The 17,481-nt window shown below is 33.8% G+C and carries 22 protein-coding genes; 16 read left to right on the forward strand and 6 right to left on the reverse strand.

Translation table 11 applies throughout. From position 1 onward, the window contains the following. Positions 1–14: 14 nt before the first annotated feature. A complete protein-coding gene (locus tag U6A24_RS12215; protein WP_324180257.1) occupies positions 15–1,310 on the forward strand; it encodes an NAD(P)/FAD-dependent oxidoreductase in 1,296 nt (431 codons plus the stop codon). A 6-nt stretch (positions 1,311–1,316) separates the two neighbouring features. Here U6A24_RS12215 and U6A24_RS12220 read toward each other — a convergent pair whose 3' ends face one another. Beyond that, the gene (locus U6A24_RS12220) at positions 1,317–2,111 is read right to left on the reverse strand and encodes a GLPGLI family protein (RefSeq protein WP_324180258.1); all 795 of its coding nucleotides are present in this window, start codon (positions 2,109–2,111) and stop codon (positions 1,317–1,319) included. Between the two features lie 184 nt (positions 2,112–2,295). On the opposite strand from U6A24_RS12220, the gene U6A24_RS12225 reads away from it, so the two are divergent. From U6A24_RS12225 to U6A24_RS12290, 14 genes are all read left to right on the forward strand, one after another. After that, positions 2,296–4,449, forward strand: a complete 2,154-nt coding sequence (locus tag U6A24_RS12225) for a TonB-dependent receptor (RefSeq protein WP_324180259.1) — start codon at positions 2,296–2,298, stop codon at positions 4,447–4,449. A 12-nt stretch (positions 4,450–4,461) separates the two neighbouring features. Further along, entirely contained in the window at positions 4,462–4,884 is a 423-nt protein-coding gene (locus U6A24_RS12230; protein WP_324180260.1) for a DUF2141 domain-containing protein, read from the forward strand. A 107-nt stretch (positions 4,885–4,991) separates the two neighbouring features. Continuing rightward, positions 4,992–5,615 carry a hypothetical protein gene (locus U6A24_RS12235; RefSeq protein ID WP_324180261.1) on the forward strand — a complete coding sequence of 208 codons (624 nt, stop codon included), beginning with the start codon at positions 4,992–4,994 and terminating at the stop codon, positions 5,613–5,615. 14 nt (positions 5,616–5,629) lie between these two features. Continuing rightward, on the forward strand, positions 5,630–7,018 hold the full coding sequence (locus U6A24_RS12240; RefSeq protein WP_324180262.1) for a 2TM domain-containing protein: 1,389 nt from the start codon (positions 5,630–5,632) through the stop codon (positions 7,016–7,018). After that, the gene (locus tag U6A24_RS12245) at positions 7,005–7,307 is read left to right on the forward strand and encodes a 2TM domain-containing protein (RefSeq protein ID WP_324180263.1); all 303 of its coding nucleotides are present in this window, start codon (positions 7,005–7,007) and stop codon (positions 7,305–7,307) included. Before U6A24_RS12240 ends, U6A24_RS12245 begins: the two co-directional genes overlap by 14 nt. Next, positions 7,297–7,665, forward strand: a complete 369-nt coding sequence (locus U6A24_RS12250; protein WP_324180264.1) for a 2TM domain-containing protein — start codon at positions 7,297–7,299, stop codon at positions 7,663–7,665. The genes U6A24_RS12245 and U6A24_RS12250 overlap by 11 nt, the downstream gene beginning before the upstream one ends. A 12-nt stretch (positions 7,666–7,677) precedes the next feature. Continuing rightward, positions 7,678–7,986 carry a 2TM domain-containing protein gene (locus U6A24_RS12255; RefSeq protein WP_324180265.1) on the forward strand — a complete coding sequence of 103 codons (309 nt, stop codon included), beginning with the start codon at positions 7,678–7,680 and terminating at the stop codon, positions 7,984–7,986. A gap of 45 nt (positions 7,987–8,031) precedes the next feature. Next, on the forward strand, positions 8,032–9,171 hold the full coding sequence (locus U6A24_RS12260) for an amidohydrolase family protein (RefSeq protein WP_324180266.1): 1,140 nt from the start codon (positions 8,032–8,034) through the stop codon (positions 9,169–9,171). Positions 9,172–9,182: 11 nt separating this feature from the next. Continuing rightward, entirely contained in the window at positions 9,183–9,938 is a 756-nt protein-coding gene (locus U6A24_RS12265; protein ID WP_324180267.1) for a LytR/AlgR family response regulator transcription factor, read from the forward strand. A 124-nt stretch (positions 9,939–10,062) separates the two neighbouring features. After that, a complete protein-coding gene (locus U6A24_RS12270; RefSeq protein ID WP_324180268.1) occupies positions 10,063–11,685 on the forward strand; it encodes a helix-turn-helix domain-containing protein in 1,623 nt (540 codons plus the stop codon). Positions 11,686–11,831: 146 nt separating this feature from the next. Continuing rightward, complete coding sequence (locus U6A24_RS12275) at positions 11,832–11,996, forward strand: hypothetical protein (protein WP_324180269.1); 165 nt, start codon at positions 11,832–11,834, stop codon at positions 11,994–11,996. 204 nt (positions 11,997–12,200) lie between these two features. Beyond that, positions 12,201–12,353 carry a hypothetical protein gene (locus U6A24_RS12280; protein WP_324180270.1) on the forward strand — a complete coding sequence of 51 codons (153 nt, stop codon included), beginning with the start codon at positions 12,201–12,203 and terminating at the stop codon, positions 12,351–12,353. 69 nt (positions 12,354–12,422) lie between these two features. Continuing rightward, a complete protein-coding gene (locus U6A24_RS12285) occupies positions 12,423–12,623 on the forward strand; it encodes a hypothetical protein (RefSeq protein WP_324180271.1) in 201 nt (66 codons plus the stop codon). A gap of 126 nt (positions 12,624–12,749) precedes the next feature. After that, complete coding sequence (locus U6A24_RS12290) at positions 12,750–12,932, forward strand: hypothetical protein (protein ID WP_324180272.1); 183 nt, start codon at positions 12,750–12,752, stop codon at positions 12,930–12,932. 94 nt (positions 12,933–13,026) lie between these two features. Here the strand turns inward: U6A24_RS12290 and U6A24_RS12295 are convergent, their stop codons facing one another. Together U6A24_RS12295 and U6A24_RS12300 are read right to left on the reverse strand one after the other, a co-directional pair. Further along, positions 13,027–13,830, reverse strand: coding sequence for a lysophospholipid acyltransferase family protein (locus U6A24_RS12295; protein ID WP_324180273.1), 804 nt, complete (start codon positions 13,828–13,830; stop codon positions 13,027–13,029). A gap of 156 nt (positions 13,831–13,986) precedes the next feature. Next, positions 13,987–14,583 carry an NUDIX hydrolase gene (locus U6A24_RS12300; RefSeq protein ID WP_324180274.1) on the reverse strand — a complete coding sequence of 199 codons (597 nt, stop codon included), beginning with the start codon at positions 14,581–14,583 and terminating at the stop codon, positions 13,987–13,989. 38 nt (positions 14,584–14,621) lie between these two features. Between U6A24_RS12300 and U6A24_RS12305 the strand changes: the two genes are divergently transcribed. Then, positions 14,622–15,371, forward strand: coding sequence for a peptidylprolyl isomerase (locus tag U6A24_RS12305; RefSeq protein WP_324180275.1), 750 nt, complete (start codon positions 14,622–14,624; stop codon positions 15,369–15,371). Between the two features lie 29 nt (positions 15,372–15,400). On the opposite strand, the gene U6A24_RS12310 is transcribed toward U6A24_RS12305, so the two are convergent. From U6A24_RS12310 to U6A24_RS12320, 3 genes are all read right to left on the reverse strand, one after another. After that, a complete protein-coding gene (locus U6A24_RS12310; protein ID WP_324180276.1) occupies positions 15,401–15,562 on the reverse strand; it encodes a hypothetical protein in 162 nt (53 codons plus the stop codon). Between the two features lie 425 nt (positions 15,563–15,987). Next, positions 15,988–16,548, reverse strand: coding sequence for a hypothetical protein (locus U6A24_RS12315; protein ID WP_324180277.1), 561 nt, complete (start codon positions 16,546–16,548; stop codon positions 15,988–15,990). Positions 16,549–16,748: 200 nt separating this feature from the next. Beyond that, the gene (locus U6A24_RS12320; protein WP_324180278.1) at positions 16,749–17,465 is read right to left on the reverse strand and encodes an RDD family protein; all 717 of its coding nucleotides are present in this window, start codon (positions 17,463–17,465) and stop codon (positions 16,749–16,751) included. Positions 17,466–17,481: the final 16 nt, after the last annotated feature.

Below are 17,481 nucleotides of genomic sequence, written 5' to 3' on the forward strand. Positions count from 1 at the left end.
AATTGTAATGGACTATGAATATACCTTTCTCTAATTTACCAAGATTGGTAATTATAGGTGGTGGTTTTGCCGGAGTTGCACTTGCCAGAAAAATGGTAAAAGAAGATGTACAGCTGGTATTATTGGACCGTCATAACTATCATACTTTTCAACCTCTTCTTTATCAAGTATCTACATCATCTCTGGAACCTGATTCAATAGCATATCCTCTTCGAAAAATTATCAAAAGGGGTAAAAATACTTACTTTAGGATGACCGAAGTAGAGGCTATTGACCCTGAAAGTCAAAAAGTACATACTAACATTGGTACCATCTCTTATGATTATTTGGTAATCGCCACAGGTGCAAAAACTAATTTTTTTGGAAACACCGCTATCGAAAATAATGCAATGCGTATGAAAAACTTACCGCAAGCATTAAATCTTCGTAGCCTTATGCTTGAAAACCTGGAACAAGCTGTAATTACGACCGATACCGAAAAAAGAAAAGAATTACTAAGCTTTGTACTCGCGGGGGCCGGACCCACCGGAGTTGAGCTCGCTGGTGGTATTGCCGAATTAAAGTTAAATGTATTACCAAAAGACTATCCAGATATGGATTTTAGTGATATGGAGATTCATTTGATAGAAGGCGCTTCACGTGTTTTACCTCCTATGAGTGAAAATGCTTCCAAAAAAGCAGCCAAATTTTTAGAAAAACTTGGTGTACATATACATTTAAACACTCAAGTAACCAACTATCAAAACAATGTGGTCAACACAAATACCGATCTTACATTAAAAACTGCTACATTTATTTGGTCTGCTGGTGTTACCGGTTCGCCTATTGCAGGTATTAAGGCAGAATCTTTGATTCCTAGGGCAAACCGATATAAAGTAAACCAATTTAATCAAATAAACGGGTATGAAAATGTTTTTGCCATTGGTGATATCTCTGTTATGGAAACAAAAAAATATCCCAAAGGTCATCCAATGGTTGCCCAACCAGCTATACAGCAAGGAACACATTTGGCCAAAAATTTAAAAAGGTATTTTAAGGGTAAAACTATGATTCCTTTTGAATATTTTGATAAAGGCTCTATGGCGACTATAGGACGCAATAAAGCGGTTGTCGATATAGGTAAGTTTAGATTTGGCGGCTTTTTTGCCTGGTTTATCTGGATGTTTATTCACTTATGGTTTCTGGTAGGTTTCAGAAATAGATTTGTTACTTTTTTTAATTGGACCTATAACTATATCAACTATGATAAGGCTGCCAGATTAATAGTAAGACCCTTTAAAAATGATAATGGTTCGATAGAAAGAGTTTGAAAGTTCTTAATTCTCCATAAATTCTAAAATAGGAAGGTTTTTAAAACCTTCTCTAGAAATCTTTTTACCTTGCATTGGTGGCTTTATCTTAAAATCTCCCAAGTCATATACTATTTTATCAAATAGTATGTAGTTAGATCCTGCTTTAATTTCAAGAATAAGGCCTGGCAATCCCCAGTATCCCAAAGGGCCATGGCTGGATTTTATATCTTCGGTAAACCAAACTTCTATAATATCAATATGTTCATGATCATTTGCATATAAATCAGAATCATCATGCAGATGCACGAAAATTGCTTTTCTACATGTATACCTACCAATGGTTTTTTTTTCATTTGTAATTTTCCAGTCCAGCTCCTCTAGTTTTTCAGAAATCAAATAATCTTTCCCCGAGTATCGATCAGTACTAACTTTTGTTCTTGAATCCAAATCCATATAGGTGACAGTATAACTTTTCTGAGATACTTCTCTACTTATAAAAGTATGTCCATTCTCACCATATTCAATAGAGTTATTGATAGTATCATTTACTATTTCATTTAGAGGATAATGAATAGATTTATAACTATCTACTCTCAGAATACTTGTATATTCATACATAAGAAGTTCCTTTTCATGTGTTTTGGCTTTATCTTTTATGAGATCACTAATTTCTTTCCCTCCGTTATGCTCTGCTTCCCATTCACTGGATCTAAGACTATGGTAATTAGCTTTTCTAACTTCTTTATAAAACACTGTAAACTCTTGCCCATTCGCGCCTAGCGAGAATAGCGCAATAACTAGTAATCCTATTTTTCTCATGATTTGATTGATGAATGTGATGACTCAAAAGTAATTCATATTCTTTTAACTAAAAAATTAGTTAAAAGAATAATTACTCTAATCATACAATTCATCACCCTATTCTGACAATTGAGAAATTTTCAATTTCAATTTCACCAATCTTCATAGACTTTTGAATCATCAATCAAAATAGTACCACAAAATGAAACTAATACTAACCATTTCTTTTTTACTTATTTCATTTATCTCTAATGCACAAATCATCATTAGCGGCCAGGTTACAGACACCAAAGGTATACCCATTATTGGAGCCAATGTTTATCTTGACGGAACTTACGATGGTAGCTCCTCTGATGAAGATGGAAGTTTTTCTTTTACTTCTTCAGAAACTGATCAACAAACCTTAATCGTATCCTTTTTATCCTTTGAAACATATTATCTAACTGCCGAAATCAAAGAGATGAAGGATTTAAACATCAAATTAAAAGAAGATGTAAACTCCCTAGGCAGTGTTGTGCTTAATGCAGGATCTTTTTCTGCAGGTGATAATAGCAAAGCCTCTGTATTAACTCCCCTGGATATTGTTACAACAGCAGGGTCTGCAGGAGATTATATTGCTGCCCTACAAACTTTGCCAGGAACATCAAATGTTTCTGAAGACGGCCGACTTTTTGTTCGCGGAGGTGACGCCAATGAAACCAATATTTATATTGATGGTTTACAAGTTTTTCAACCTTTTTTGGCAACCACTAATAACATCCCTACTCGTGGTCGTTTTTCTTCCTTCCTTTTCAAAGGAACAAATTTTTCAACAGGTGGGTATTCTGCAGAGTTTGGAGATGCACTATCGAGCGTATTGCTTCTTAATACCATTGATGAACCTGATCAAGAAAAAACAGACTTTCAATTTATCAATGTGGGACTAGGCGGAGGGAATACACAAAAGTGGAAAAACAGCTCCCTAAGTGTAAATGCTTTTTATGTAAACCTAAAACCGTATCAAGATATTATAGAACAACGAGTAGAGTGGTTAAAACCATATGAATCCCTATCTGGAGAAGCCGTATATCGCCATAAACTAGGTGACGGACTTTTAAAAGTATATGGTGGACTCAATTATGCCAACTTCGATCTTATACAAGAAGACATCGATGTTGCAGAAGGAATCAATTTTGGGCTAAAAAATCGAAACCTGTACCTTAATACTTCTTACAAAGGTAACCTTGGAAACGACTGGGATATTACCGCAGGAGCAAGCTTTGCAAATGATTATAATGATGTAAAAATTATAAACACCGATGTAACAGACGATGAAAACAATTTTCATCTTAAAGTTAAACTGAGAAAGCGCTTCAGCAATCGATTTAAACTTAATTTTGGAGCAGAACAATTTATAAATTCTTTCTCTGAAAAAGCCCAAGGCCCAGACTTTGATACTTTCAGAACAAAACATGATAATAACAGTACAGCTCTTTTTACCGAAGCCAATATTTTCTTTAGTAAAAAACTAGCGATGCAAATAGGCGGAAGAGGTGTTCATAACACTTTATTAGAGTACTCCAAAATATCACCAAGAGCTTCTTTGGCTTATAAAACTTCAGCTACATCTCAAATTTCATTGGCCTATGGAGATTTCTATCAAGCAGCTCAAAATGAAGTATTAAAATTTAATACAACATTAGAACCCGAAAAATCTTCTCATTATATACTTAATTACTTATATCAAAAAAACGGAAGAACTTTTAGAGCAGAAGGCTATTATAAAACATATGATAACTTAATAAAATTTGATACTGAACGCCCTCAATTTGACAGCAATTTTAATAATAACGGAGACGGTTATGCCACCGGTATTGATCTTTTCTGGAGAGACAACAAGTCTATCAAAAATCTTGAATATTGGGCTAGTTATTCTTATCTGGATACAGAGAGAAATTATAGAAATTATCCCAACAGCGCTACTCCAAACTTTGCTGCAACTCACAACTTATCATTAGTCACCAAATACTGGATTGGTGATTGGAAATCCTTATTAAGCACTACCTATAATTTTGCTTCAGGAAGACCATATAACGACCCTAATACTGGTGTTTTTCAAAATCAAAAAACCAGAACATTTAACTCCTTAAACTTTAGTTGGGCTTATTTGATTAGTCAACAAAAAATCTTGTATTTCTCAGTTTCAAACGTACTTGATTTTAATAATGTATTCAATTATCAATATGCAAGTACTCCCGATATAAACGGGGATTTTGCAAGACGGGCAATTCGACCTAATGCAGATCAATTTTTTATTCTAGGTTTCTTCTGGACCATAAGTGACAACAAAACCGATAATCAATTAGATAACTTATAAAATCAAACAATTATGAAAACTACACTTCTTGTATTAACAACGTTATTTTTAGCTTTTTCGACACCTGGCTTTGCTCAAGAAAACAATCCATCTATAGAGGTTCATGTAACCAATATAAAATCAAACAAAGGCAATATATCGGTTGGACTCTATAAAGGGAAAGATAATTTCTTACGGAAAACATATAAATCTATTAAAGTGAAGGCAAATAAAAGTGGAGTAACTGTTACTTTCGAAGATATTATGCCAGGCGAATATGCCATTTCATTATATCATGACGAGGATGAAAACGAAAAATTAAATACATTTTTAAGAATTCCAACCGAGCCATATGGAGTAAGTAATAATGCCAAAGGACAATTTGGCCCTCCAAAATGGGAAGGTGCAAAGTTCAATGTTGAAAGCGAAATTGTAGTGCAAAACATAAAACTATAACAGCAGATAACATTTCATCTATAAAAAATAACAACTCGGCCATAAAAACTATAATTACACCTCGCTCCTATTGATCTTTACATCATAAACATAAAACAAAAACAACTATGAAGACTTTAGCTATGATACTAACCCTGATAACAGCAGTAGCAGTAAACTCACAAACTAGCTACGAAAAAGGAATGAAAAAAGCATTTGAGTTATGGGGGGACAAAAAACCTGATGAAGCAATTAACCTATTCGAGCGAATAGCAAGAGCAGAAAAAGAGAATTGGTTGCCATTTTATTATGCGGGGCAAGTTCATATAATAACTACTTTTGGGCTTAAAGATGCAACAGAAATCGAGACACGTTTAAAAAAAGCTCAGGATTTCTTAAATGAAGCCAAAACTTTCTCAAAAGACAATGCAGAAATTCTAATTATGGAAGCTATGCTTAATACTGCTTATGTGGTATACAATCCTTCAGTATATGGTATGACACACTCTGCAAAAGTTGAAGAGCTTTATCAAAAAGCAAAGGCTTTAGAACCTAAAAATCCTAGAGCCATGTTGTATCATGCCGAATGGAAAATGGGTGGTGCAAAATTCTGGGGTAAAGACCCAAAAGCCTTTTGTCCTGAAATAGAAAAAGCTATCTTGTACTTTGAAAACGAAACCAAACGTGACATTCCATTTTATCCTAAATGGGGATTGGATCAGGTAGAGAGAATCCAACAAAATTGTAAATAGAAGACTGTAGTAAAATGAGCCATCAAAATTTCATAAAAGGAAGTATCTTAAAAATAGTGCGAATTAGCTTTGTTATTGCAATAGTTATTGAGTTAGCTTTTTTACTATTCAAAATAGGAAAACCAATAATATGGCAAAAAGAGCTTGAAAACTTATTAATCCATTTTATGTTCGCCTTCCCCCTAACGATAGTTAATGGATACTTCTTTGATTTTGTAGACAAATGGTATACCTGGGAAAAACAACCACAAAAAAGATTGTGGTTTGGGGCTATTGGCTCTATCATTTTAACAATGATCACTCTGGCTATAGTAAGAGTTGTACTAGTAGTTGGTATTTATGGAAAACCCCTTGATAAATTTCTTCAAGATGAAACGTTGGGTTTTTATCTCACCGGATTCACTATTACAATGATAGCTTCACTCTTTTTTCATGCATTTTACTTTTACAAAGAGTTACAAAAGCAAAAAATTACAGAGCAAAAGATTATCGCCGGAACAGCTTCTGCCAAGTTTGCTGCCCTAAAAAATCAATTGGATCCACACTTTTTATTTAATAGCCTTAATGTATTGACCTCATTAATTGAAGAAAACCCAAAAATGGCTCAAAAGTTTACTACATCCCTATCCAAAGTATATAGGTATGTTTTAGAACAAAAAGATAAAGAACTGGTAACAGTAGATGAAGAACTAAAATTTGCCAGAACTTACATGACATTGGTTCAGTTACGCTTTGAAGACAGTATTGTATTCGATATCCCCGAAAAGGCATCAAACCTTGAAGCAAAGGTGGTACCGCTTTCATTACAAATTTTACTTGAAAATACCGTTAAGCACAATGTAGTAATGCCAGAAAGACCTTTACACATTAAAATTTATGAAGATAATGGGTTTCTTATTGTAGAAAACAACCTTCAACCCAAAGAAGTAATAAAACCAAGCAGTGGTGTTGGGCTAGGAAATGTAAAACAACGATACGCTCTTCTTACAAAACGAGAATTTGCCGTGTACAAAACAGAAAAAGCTTTCGTAGCAAAGCTTCCGATATTAACCAAAAAAATAACATTTGCAGATATGGAAATATCACAAAATATACAAAGTATTGAAATGGCTAAAAGTCTAAAATATGAACGTGCCAAAGAGCAAGTAAAGAAAATGAAAGAATTTTATGCAAACCTTACTTCCTATTGTATCGTAATTCCATTCCTGGTATTCATTAATTACAATACTACTGGTTTTGATATACCCTGGGTTATTTTCCCTACTATTGGTTGGGGAATTGGAGTAGTATTTCATTACATGGAAGCTTTTGATCACCATCTAATATTTGGTAAAAGCTGGGAAACAAAGAAGATTAAAAAATACATGGAAGAATCAAAAAGCAACTATCATGAAAGATTATAAAAACAACAAGGCTTATGAACGAGCGAAAGAAAGAGTAGAAAAAGAAAAAGGGTTTTATTCGCATCTCACAGCTTATATTATTATCAATATTGCGTTGTTATTTCTCAATGCAGACTTTGGAGAACCTGATCTTAATAATTGGTTTCGTTGGAACATGCTTCTAACACCAGCTTTATGGGGAATAGGACTTCTATTTCATGGAATATCTGTTTTTGGAAAAACGCCTTCATTTGGTAAAAAATGGGAAGAAAAAAAGATCAAAGAATTAATGGATAAAGATGATTTTTAATTGCAATACCATCCATATGGAAGACATCGAAAAGCACAATAAGAACTATAAAAGAGCCAAAAAAAGGGTTGAAGATGAAAAAGGATTTCATATTCACCTGGTGATTTACATTTTGATAAATATAGCCATCTTGTTTTTTAGATATAGGATCTTAGTATATATAAATGCAGATACCAAAGATGAAGATTTCTTTTTCTGGTGGAGATTCGGGACTATTATTACACCGGTATCATGGGGCATTGGCTTATTTTTTCATTGGTTGTGGGCTTACAAAAAGACATTTTTATTTAATAAAAAATGGGAGAAGAAAAAGATTAAAAAAATACTAGAAGAAGAAGAAGAAAAAAAGAGATTTTAAAACACTAATATTATGAAAAACTTTGACGAACAAAAAAGATATGAGCGTGCAAGAGAGCGTGTACAAGAGTTAAAGAAATTTTACAACAATCTGATATCATACATTTTGGTAATAGGGTTTTTGGCCGGAATAAATTATTATCAAAATGAATGGCACTACCCTTGGTTTTTATGGGCCGCATTTGGTTGGGGAATAGGTTTGGCTTTTCACGCCGTAAAGGCTTATCGATTAAACCCAATGTTTAACAAAGACTGGGAAGAACGAAAAATCAGAAAATACATGGAAGAAGATGAAAATGATCAAAAGCAACTTTGGGAGTAACATAAATCTCATTTTGTTAACAACAACTTATAATCAATCAAAAAAATGAAATCAATACTCAATATATTTCTTGTGTTTTTCTTAGGTTTAACCTATGCGCAAGAATCTTTTATAGTCCAGAATGTGACGCTGTTTGACGGAGAAAAAATCACAAAAGAAGTTTCTGTACTCATTCAGGACGGAACCATAAAAAAAATTGCAAAAAAAATAAACAGCAATAACAAGGTGATCGATGGAACAGGTAAATTTCTTATGCCAGGAATGACCAATGCTCATGTGCACGCCTGGGCCTCCATGTCGTTAAATCAGGCTGCCAAAGCCGGCGTTCTAAACCTACTAGATATGCACGGTGTCGAGCCTTATCAAACCAAAATGAAATCTATGAGGGACTCTACGAACTATGCAAGATTTTATGTAGCAGGTTATGCTGCAACTGCTCCAGAAGGACACGGAACACAATATGGTTTTCCCGTACCTACCCTATCGAAACCTGGGGATGCCATAAAATTTGTAGAAGATCGTGTTAATGCTAATGTCGATCATATTAAAATAATCGTGGAGCCCTGGAAACCAACCTTGTCACACGAAACGGTAAAAGCCGTGATCGATGAAGGACATAAAAAAGGAAAAAAAGTAGTGGTACACGTCTCTAAAGTAGAAGACGGTTATCAGGTGATTAACAATAATGCCGATGGATTAGTACATATTTGGCACGACAAATCATTAACAGATGACAAACTGAAACAACTATCAAAAGATAAGAACTTTTTTGTGATTCCTACATTGCTTACTACGATTTTGGTTCAAAAAAACCTTTTGAAAAAAACTGAGAAAGAAGTAGCCGATAAAAAAGCCTTTTTGTTGGCTGAAGTACAGCGGTTGCATAAAGCAGGAATACCTATTCTAGCGGGTACAGATCCTCCTAATGCTAATATTAATTATGGTAGTGATTTATACAAAGAGCTTGTATTATTGTCTGAAGCCAAGATACCAAATATTGATATTCTAAAAGGAGCAACTTCATATCCGGCAGACCATTTTGAATTGGGTAAATTGGGATACATTAAGGAAGGATACATAGCTGATATGTTGTTGTTAGAGAAAAGCCCAATTGAAGATATTAAAAACATTGAGACTATTAGCTCAGTATGGAAAGCCGGTAAAAAAGTAGAATTAAAACAATAATCCCTCTTAAAATGAACGTAATTATTATAGAAGACGAAAAACCTGCTGCGAGACGGCTTAATAGAATGCTAGCAGATTTAAACATTACTGTACACACCATGCTTCATTCTGTGCAGGAATCTATCGAATGGTTTAGTAACAATGAGCATCCGGACCTTATTTTTCTGGATATCCAATTAAGTGACGGGCTTTCTTTCGAGATTTTTGATGTAGTTACGATAAAAAGCTCAATAATATTTACCACAGCTTATGATGAGTATGCTCTTAAAGCTTTTAAATTAAATAGTATTGATTATTTGCTAAAACCAATAGATGATGAAGAGTTAGATATTGCTGTAAAGAAGTATCAAGAACAGTTACCCAAAATGCAACAATTGCAAGTGGATTTTGAAGATATCAAAAAATTGTTGATCAACCCAATGGATCGCACTTATAAAAAACGATTTACTGCCAAAGTGGGTCAGCACCTCAAGATCTTTTCGGTAGAGGATATCGAGTGTTTTTATTCTGAAAACAAAGGCACTTATCTTCATACTACAGATAATAGAAATTATTTGATTGATACCACCTTAGAATCGCTCGAAGAAGAACTAAACCCTCAGCAATTCTTTAGGGTAAGTCGAAAATTCTATATCAATATAAATGCTATTAAAGATATTATCTCGTATACCAACTCAAGACTTCAGATTAAATTAAATCATTTCAATGAACAAGAAGTTATTGTTGCTCGCGAACGTGTAAAGGACTTTAAAATGTGGTTAGAATAATAGAGAGCCACATTTTAAAGTCCTAATATCCCTTTCCTTTTTTTAGTCGTTATGAGTGTTGGATATAAATATTCTGGAAAAATAAAAGTATTACTTACATTTGGCAATACACACATCCATCATAATGACAACTCGCAACATACCCTACTTTGGTAAATATTATCTGGTACCATTATTTGTCTTAATCTTCAACTCTATTAATTTTTGTGCTCAGGACAGTGGTATTCAAAATGTTCTGGCATATATCAAACAGGCCTCAATATATTACGGAGAAGAAGATTATGAAGCAAGCATGTCATATTTTGATCAAGCAGAAGAAATAGCTAAAGAAATACGTCATGATTCTTTATTATCTGTTATATATACCAGAAAAGGTCATATCCATCTAAGAGATGGAAAAAACAAAAATGCGTTAACTGCTTATACAAAAGCATTAGATATTGCAGAATTAACAGAGTATAAAGAATTAGAAATAACTGCCAATTCAGGCCTTATTGTTATTCTAAGAAGAATGAATCGATTAGATAAAGCTCTAAAAATTGCACATCGTTCTCTTAAATTGATACCCCACACCAAATTTTATAAAAAAGAGGGGCACGCCAGTATTGTTATTCTTGCAAGCGAAGTGCATTTAGATCAAGAACAATATGATTCTACATTACACTATATAGAAAAAGGATTAGAGATAAGCAAAGAACTGGGATATCAAGAAGCCATTTTAGACTTATACATTAAAAAGGGAATGGTATACTATTACCAAAAAAAATATGATAAATCCCTGAGTTTTTTAGTTCAAGCCAAAGACATTCTATCCCAAAAAGAAATAGAGAATAAGTCTTTCCCTTTAATAAACACTAGCTATTTCATTGCAAGCTGTTATTATCAACAAGGGTATTATGACCTAGCAATTAGTATATTACTGGATAGCATCAATAGGTTTGAAAAAAATGATCTTTTTAAACCCCCCGCAATTCGATCGCACCTACTACTAGCCAATTGTTATAATGAAAAAAAAGAGTATGAGAAAGCAAATCAATGGCGCAGTACATACGTAAAACTTAATGAATCTTATCAAAATGACAAAGATCAAACTGTAGATATCATTCATGAAAGGGAAACTAAAAAGCTTCAAAAAGAAATAACACATATAAGAGCAGATCAAATCAAAGATAAGCAAGCCAAAAATCAAATATTTTGGATTCTTTTGCTTACCACAACGGCATTGATATGTTTTGTTTTTATGTATTTTAAAAGGCAAAGATCTAATAGAACTTTGTTTAACAAATTAATACAAGAAATCAATGATTTAGAGTCGATAAGTCAAGGCGCAATTAACAAGGAAGAATCGCGCAAAGAAATTATCATTGATGATCAGAAAGTTCAGGAAATTATTAAGGGTCTGGAAAAATTAGAAATTCAGGAATATTTTCTAAAATCTGAATGCAATCTACGATCAATGGCAAAAAAGTTAAAAACCAATGCCACTTATTTATCCAAAATCATAAACATCCACAAAGAAAAAAACTTTACAGACTATATCAATGAACTAAGGATCGAGTATGTCATAAAAAGACTAAAAGATGACAACAAGTTTAGGTCTTTTTCTATTCAATCCATTGCCAAAGAAATTGGATATAAGAGCAGTTATTCACTAGTTAAGCACTTTAAGGCAAAAACGGGAATCAACCCATCCTTTTATATTAAAAGTCTTGACAAACAGCATGTAGACTCAAAAATTAACGTATAATCCATGACCATTTTAAACAATTTAGCCATACAGAATTACTAGAAAACCTTAAAATAAAATATATTTCTAACGAAATACATTTTTCTTGATCATCATACACTTCACAATCAAGAAAAAATCAAGTAAATAACTAAATCGTTTTAACAATGAAAAAAAAAGGAATGCAAAACATCGATCTCAAAAAGATAACAATAGCAAGGATTAACACAGATGCTATGAAAAACATAGAAGGAGGAAGCAGTGTTTTAACCAGCGAATATTTTGAAAACGCAAACGGAGTCGTCGTTGATCATTGTTATCATGAAAAATAAACATCATTTTTAGAATGTAAATTATCCTGCCAATGTGCAGGTTTTTTTTATGGCTATTTTGTTTAAAATGGTCATACTTCATTTTCAATACCCCCAATTGCTACATACTTTAGTTTCAGCATCAAAACATCTTTAGCGATTGTTTTTGATAAAGGGGCAGCCGAAAACCTTATCTATTAGAGTAGGCAATTAAAACTTATCATCATGCTTAATACCATTTTAGATGTAAAAGGAGCAACTCCATTAAACAAAAAAGAACAACAAACAATCAAAGCAGGTACATACTATGGCGATCAATGTCTTAGCCATTGCAGTGGCCGTTGCTCTTTTGGACGCTGTTTTGAGCAGTTGGACTAAATAGTAATTTCCCTAAGGTCAAAGCCTTGGGGATTTTTGTTGTATTTCTAATTTAAACTATCACGTAAAATGATTCACAAAATTTTAAAAGTAAACGGAGTTAAGGTACTTAAAAAACAATATCAGAAATCAATTCAAGGTGGTTCTCATGGATGCCAAAATGTAGCAAGAAAATGTATCGTAAATAGTGATTGCTGTTCGGGAAACTGTGGAGTAGAAAGAATAATCAATGGAAACATAGTACACCTTTCTATATGTTCATTTTTATGACTACAGGGCTTTATTTTTCAAACACATCGTAAAGGTTAAAAATAAAGTAGTCATCACAATAACAGACAGAACAGTGCAACTGTCTTAAAACGTTTGCCATAATAACAACTAATAATTTCTAACAAGATGAAAAAATTAATGCAACTAAAAGGCTCCCAAATTTTGAACAAAAAAGAGCAAAAGTCAATAAATGGAGGTAACACAGGAATGCGATGTTATAGTCATGCCGATTGTAGTGCTTTAAATTCGATTCCCGGTTTTGAGCACGAAGAATTCTTCTGCTTTTGGGGAATGTGCCAAATAATGTAATAGATTATTTATTACGATTACATTATCATAAAAAAGTCAAGAGATTATTTGATCTTTTGGCTTTTATAAAAAAACGATCTCACTAACATTTAGATTAATACTCCCATTGACGTTTTTTATTAAGCTCTTCTTCTGCTTCGAGTTCTTCTTGAGGAATCACTTTTAAGAAAGATGGGTGTTGCTCGATTGCATATTCAAGTTTGGCAACGATATCATCGATAGAATCATTTTCATAATCGATATCCAACGGTTCTTTAATCACCATAGACTGTAGAATACCTCTTTTTTTGATGCGTATACCTTTTTTATCAAAAGATCTTCTAAAACCATCAATAACAATAGGGATTACTATGGGTTTGTATTGTCTTATGATATGTGCAGTACCTTTACGAATCGGTTTAAAGGGTTTTGTTGTTCCTTGCGGAAATGTAATCACCCAGCCATCTTCTAGAGCTCTTTTGATATTAGTAATATCACTCATTTTTACTTGCCGATTGATATCTTTTCCTGCTGCCCTCCAGGTACGTTCTACGGTAATTGCACCGGCATATGCCAAAATTCTAGCCAATAAACCCGCACGCATTGTTTCTTTTGCAGCTACATAGTATAAATTAAGCTTTGGTTTCCATAGATACCCAATATTCTTTATAGAATCTGTGCGACCACTTAAACTTGCATTAAACACATGAAACATAGCAACTACATCAGCAAAATACGTCTGATGATTTGATACAAATAGCACGTTATTATCTGGAAGTTCTTTAAAAATTTCACTTCCTTCGATTTGCAACTCATTAAACCCCCTGTAACGCCTATGCGTCATAGCTCCCATAATTCGGATTAGCCAAGTTTTTAAAAACAATATATGTCCAAATGGATTTCTTTTAAATAATCCCATAGATTTTTTATTTATCAAAAACGCATTGATGAGAGAAGTTTAAAAAGAGCTTGTTTGCTTGTATTAAAACTAATCAAAATTCATCAAATAATTAGATCATTTCTGGCTTTATTCTATAAATTTCGTAGAAAAAGCGGTGCAAAATATACAAAATCATTACACTATCATAGATTTGAGGAAAATTTTGAGTTCGCTAAGCATCATAGCTGTAGCACCCCAAACCGTATAACCATTTAATTTAAAGGAAGGTACCTCTATATTATTTGCATATGAAGTAGATAATTTTTGTGAAGTTACATTATGATCACTAAGTAATTCTGCCAAAGGAACCTCGATAACTTTGGCCACTTCTTCTTTTTGAAGCACAAAATCTGGTCTTCTTTCGGTAAACCCCATAAAAGGATGAACCCAAAAATTGGATGGAGGTATATATACCCTGGTAAGCGGTTTTACTACCTTAATAGTATTCATCATTACCCCTACTTCTTCCTGGGTTTCTCGCAATGCAGTATCGATATAACTATGATCAAAAGTTTCGGCCTTGCCACCTGGTAGTGCTATCTGACCCGAATGTACACCTTCGTACTCGGGGCGAAGAATTAAAGCAATATGAGCAAGTGCTTCTTTGGGGTAAAAAAGCATCATTACGGCAGCATTTCTGGGATTTCTTTCTTCAATTTTAAGCATATTCAATTCCCTCATTCTCATCTCGGGGGCCATAATAAAATGTGACGATTCTCCCGGTACTGACATTTTCTGTATTTTTGGAATTAAATTTTTAAATGTTTCAAATGTCATTTGTTCGATCTATTTTTTTCTTTTTCGTATGCATCATAGTATTCTCTAATTGTGAAGATACACATTCTAAAAAAAATAAACAGAATACTTCAAAAAATGCCGATTCTGTTACCATAGATGTCAAAGAAACTAAGCAAGAATCCAAAAAAGAGGAGAACATCAAGGTGCCCGGAGCAAAATCGGAAGAAGAACCCTTCAAACTTACCAATAAGAACTTAAGAGAGTTTATGGCTCAATATGGAAAGGAAAACCCTGAAACTCTAGTAAGAATTACTACAAAATTTGGCAAAATAGATATTCAATTATATAAAGAAACCCCGCTTCACAGAGCCAATTTTATTTACCTCGTAAAACAGAAGTATTTTGATGAAACTTTTTTCTATCGCGTAGCCAAAGGGTTTGTTATTCAAGGTGGTAATAGCGATCGACAACAAATGGCAAAAAAACGTTTTGAGATTGGTGACTATACAATTCCGCAAGAACCGGTCAAAGGATTAAAACATGTACGTGGAGCTGTAGCTTTGTCGAAACAATGGGTTGACAATCCATCAAATCGCTCTACCCCCTATGAGTTTTTCATTGTAATTGCAAAAAAAGGTGCCGATCATCTAGATGGGGAGCATACCATTTTTGGAAAAGTTATTCGTGGCATGAACGTAGCAGACAAAATATCTAATGTTCCTGTAGACGGCAGTGAATGGCCCAAAGAGAATATCTTTATCAAGGCCGAAGTAATTAAATAAAAGCGGACCCGAAGTCCGCCTTTACAATTTTAGCAAGGTGAAGCTATAGTTTCACATTGACAAGTGTTTCTGGTACCTACATACCATTTTACACGCTCCTTATACTCTCCCATAGGATGTGCCAAACCACCTTTTAAGCGTGCTACTGTTTCTCTGTTTAATTGTAACTTCTTGAAGTTTTCTTTTTTCATGATATAAAAGTTTTATGATTTATACCATTATATCAACAAGAAAGAAAAATTGTTACCCTATAAATGGGATTTATTTCTCTTTTCGTCAAAAGTAAAATCACCGACCGCACACATTGTTATCGACCAACGGCACTTGGCAGGTGTTCTGCACAGGTAGGTGACCCGCCCGCGCACTGGGTTTATCGATCAGCGGTAAAAGGAGACCTTCCCGCACAGGGTAAAAACCAACCCGCGCACCAGGGTGAGGCGTCCGCACGGCGCGGAGACCCCAACCCAGTGCGCGGGCCAGTAATAATGCGGTTTTTTAAAAAGCCCTGGTAATCGAAGTGTATCTGATTTGGATAATTATTGACTATCAACTACATCATAATTTCTGGGTATGGCCTTTAGGGTTGCAAACTAACTAACCAGAAATTAAAATAATGTTACGATTCTATTTCGATTTCTACAGTACAATCCTCTACTTCTACACATCCTCCCCATTTTTCGCATGAAAATCCAAAAAAACTTTCTCCTTCAGGTTTAGAGGTGGCACGACATGTTACTTTTATCTTAATCTTTAATGCCCTTGCTTCTAGTAATCCATCTAATCTATCTTCGTATTTAAAGTTTTCGTTTGTGGCCAATTTTGCTTCTAAGACATCAGTTTGTTCAGAAACTACCTGTGCTGTATAAATACCATCTCCTTTCTTCGCGTCAAATCCTTCTCCTGAATCCACAAAACTTTTTCCATTAACATCATAGGAATCTAATTTTTTATAATCGCTATCAAAACTTACTAATTCAACGGTTTCAATATTACGCCCTGCTAATATTGAATCTGTATTGATTAAGAATGCCACAGATTCATTTAATAATTGTCTCTGCACTCTTAGCTCTTCTGCTTCAATTACAGCGATGTCCATAACTTCATCATCCTTAGCACATCCAATAAGTGCAACTATAAATAAGAATAATAATAAATTGTTTAAAATTGAATTTTTCATTGTTTTAAATTTTTTAGGTTTTTATACCTCTATATCAACAACAACAAAAATTGTTACCCCTAAACACAAAAAAGTTTTTGTAATACGTACTATATATACATATCTACAAAAACTTTTGATTTATTAATTGATTAAAAAGCTTATGCTTTTTTTAGAAAGCTATTGTATTGATTCACTCTAATTATCAACTATTGACTACATCACAATTTCTGGGTATAATAATTGTAATCTGCAATCACCCGATCGACAAAATGCAGTGGTTTTTCTTGAGGATTAACATCCATCAAAGCGCTCACTTTATTTGAAAGCTGTAAAATTACATTATGATCTGCATCCCTCCTGGCTTCAGTATAAATAGTTTTAATTTTACGCATCTCAGCATCACTAAATACGGTTACTTGCGGATATATTGGAGTATAATCATCTGGAATATCAACCAGTATCGTTTGATTAAACTGTACTCGTTGACGTTCGCTAATTACTGTTGTTCCGGCCGCCATATCGCCAAGGCGTTGTCCTCTTCCGCTTAATAAAATAGCTACCACAGCTACACCTCCAGAGGCCAATGAGATATCAAGTAATCGAAGTAACCAACGTATTAAATAATTCGAAAAAGCCGGCCTCGAGCCGTCCAAACGAACCACTTTTAATTTCATCGCAGCTTTACCTGGTGTTTTTCCGTCCCAAAACGTTTCCCATAAAAGAAAATATAAAAAGGGTGGTATTCCTAAAATTAGCCAAAACGCCCATTGATCTCCCATATCAATATCCAAAGCTCCTATTACAAAAATGATCGCAATAAAATATGCTATGAAAATCAACAAATCAATAAGATATGCCAATATACGCTCTCCTATTCCTGCAGCATTTTGTTGTATACTAACATTTTGAGCAGTTTCTATTTGAAAATTATCCATTAATTCTGTTTCTTTG

Source organism: Aquimarina gracilis (assembly GCF_035285365.1).
In the GTDB taxonomy this organism is placed as follows: Bacteria; Bacteroidota; Bacteroidia; order Flavobacteriales; family Flavobacteriaceae; genus Aquimarina; species Aquimarina gracilis.

Coding starts and splice junctions, on each gene's coding strand:
- U6A24_RS12215 (WP_324180257.1), top strand. CDS start 15: ATGAATATACCTTTCTCTAATTTACCAAGATTGGTAATTATAGGTGGT.
- U6A24_RS12220 (WP_324180258.1), bottom strand. CDS start 2,111: ATGAGAAAAATAGGATTACTAGTTATTGCGCTATTCTCGCTAGGCGCG.
- U6A24_RS12225 (WP_324180259.1), top strand. CDS start 2,296: ATGAAACTAATACTAACCATTTCTTTTTTACTTATTTCATTTATCTCT.
- U6A24_RS12230 (WP_324180260.1), top strand. CDS start 4,462: ATGAAAACTACACTTCTTGTATTAACAACGTTATTTTTAGCTTTTTCG.
- U6A24_RS12235 (WP_324180261.1), top strand. CDS start 4,992: ATGAAGACTTTAGCTATGATACTAACCCTGATAACAGCAGTAGCAGTA.
- U6A24_RS12240 (WP_324180262.1), top strand. CDS start 5,630: ATGAGCCATCAAAATTTCATAAAAGGAAGTATCTTAAAAATAGTGCGA.
- U6A24_RS12245 (WP_324180263.1), top strand. CDS start 7,005: ATGAAAGATTATAAAAACAACAAGGCTTATGAACGAGCGAAAGAAAGA.
- U6A24_RS12250 (WP_324180264.1), top strand. CDS start 7,297: ATGATTTTTAATTGCAATACCATCCATATGGAAGACATCGAAAAGCAC.
- U6A24_RS12255 (WP_324180265.1), top strand. CDS start 7,678: ATGAAAAACTTTGACGAACAAAAAAGATATGAGCGTGCAAGAGAGCGT.
- U6A24_RS12260 (WP_324180266.1), top strand. CDS start 8,032: ATGAAATCAATACTCAATATATTTCTTGTGTTTTTCTTAGGTTTAACC.
- U6A24_RS12265 (WP_324180267.1), top strand. CDS start 9,183: ATGAACGTAATTATTATAGAAGACGAAAAACCTGCTGCGAGACGGCTT.
- U6A24_RS12270 (WP_324180268.1), top strand. CDS start 10,063: ATGACAACTCGCAACATACCCTACTTTGGTAAATATTATCTGGTACCA.
- U6A24_RS12275 (WP_324180269.1), top strand. CDS start 11,832: ATGAAAAAAAAAGGAATGCAAAACATCGATCTCAAAAAGATAACAATA.
- U6A24_RS12280 (WP_324180270.1), top strand. CDS start 12,201: ATGCTTAATACCATTTTAGATGTAAAAGGAGCAACTCCATTAAACAAA.
- U6A24_RS12285 (WP_324180271.1), top strand. CDS start 12,423: ATGATTCACAAAATTTTAAAAGTAAACGGAGTTAAGGTACTTAAAAAA.
- U6A24_RS12290 (WP_324180272.1), top strand. CDS start 12,750: ATGAAAAAATTAATGCAACTAAAAGGCTCCCAAATTTTGAACAAAAAA.
- U6A24_RS12295 (WP_324180273.1), bottom strand. CDS start 13,830: ATGGGATTATTTAAAAGAAATCCATTTGGACATATATTGTTTTTAAAA.
- U6A24_RS12300 (WP_324180274.1), bottom strand. CDS start 14,583: ATGTCAGTACCGGGAGAATCGTCACATTTTATTATGGCCCCCGAGATG.
- U6A24_RS12305 (WP_324180275.1), top strand. CDS start 14,622: ATGTCATTTGTTCGATCTATTTTTTTCTTTTTCGTATGCATCATAGTA.
- U6A24_RS12310 (WP_324180276.1), bottom strand. CDS start 15,562: ATGAAAAAAGAAAACTTCAAGAAGTTACAATTAAACAGAGAAACAGTA.
- U6A24_RS12315 (WP_324180277.1), bottom strand. CDS start 16,548: ATGAAAAATTCAATTTTAAACAATTTATTATTATTCTTATTTATAGTT.
- U6A24_RS12320 (WP_324180278.1), bottom strand. CDS start 17,465: ATGGATAATTTTCAAATAGAAACTGCTCAAAATGTTAGTATACAACAA.